Origin of the sequence: Citrobacter sp. Marseille-Q5395, assembly GCF_947057495.1 — a bacterium.
Classification (GTDB): Bacteria; Pseudomonadota; Gammaproteobacteria; order Enterobacterales; family Enterobacteriaceae; genus Citrobacter; species Citrobacter murliniae.
The window spans coordinates 1-1,104 of sequence record NZ_CAMSEL010000067.1; the positions used below are offsets into that span (position 1 = coordinate 1).

General features: G+C 51.9%; 1 pseudogene. It reads left to right on the forward strand.

Features of this window, described 5'->3' with window-relative positions:
• Positions 1-992, forward strand: a pseudogene (locus OH663_RS25980) (hypothetical protein); the annotation flags it as partial.
• Positions 993-1,104 lie beyond the last annotated feature (112 nt).

Consider the following 1,104-nt stretch of genomic DNA (forward strand, 5'->3'; position numbering starts at 1 on the left):
CGGTCGCAGAAATTTCCGGGCAACTGGGAAATGAACTAGCGCCAGATATCCGTAACCTGACGAATGATCTTGCCGACTGGTTCAAAGGTGGCGGGATCAAGCGCATTGTGACTTTCCTGCGAAATGACCTTTATCCCGGCGTTCTGTCGTTCGGGCAGGGGGTGGTTTTTGTCGGCAAAATTATTTATGCGTTGGCAAAAAAAATGTCCTGGTTGCTGCCGGATGACCGGAATGACCAGCGTGACGTCCTCAAAACGCTTGCGGCAAATGGGGTAGAAAGAGCGCGTTTCAGGGCCAGCCAGAATGGACAGGGGGAATGGTTTGACCAGCAACTGAAAGAGCGCCCGGACCTGCCGCAAAAAGTTAAGCACTCCTGGGAATCCACCCGGGGATTGTTTGGCTTTGATTCTGATGATGAAACATTTAACAAATCGCTTGATAAATATCTGTCACCGGAAGGCGGCGACTCGCTTTTAAACTGGAATGCGGCGCTACAGCAAAACAAGGACCATGTCGCGCAAACCGTTAAAGAGGAACCTGAAAGCAGTGCCGGAGCCTGGGATAATTACGCGCATGAGCCGGTAACATCTGCCAGTCAGTGGGAAAGAGAACCATCAGTACTGACGTACAGCCAGGGGGAAGGAGAAAGCGCCCGCGCAGGGGATAAGTATCCGAATGTTCCCCTTTTTCCCGCCGGGCAGCAGGACAGGAATGTTACTGCAACAGACAGTTCACCTGCTGAGCCGGTGATTCTGAAAGACGAGAGCACGGGCGGTTACTGGGAAAGTCTGCTTCAGAAAATGGATGTACTGGATAAGCAGCCGCCATCACGGCAGATAACCGATAACCGCAAATTTGAGTACCACTTCGAAATTAATGCCGCGCCGGGACAGGATGAGAAAGCCATTGCCGATGAAGTGACCACGGTGACGAAAAACAATTCTGCCTTTAATGGTGATAACAGCCTTCTGGATGGAGGACTTGTCTGGTGAGTGAAATTATCCCGATATTTGAAGATTCCGGCCAGCGCGGTGCAGGCGCATTACGGGGTGGGCAGGAAGCCCGCGTGATGATGATGCTGGGGAATTTCGCCTTTTCGATTGA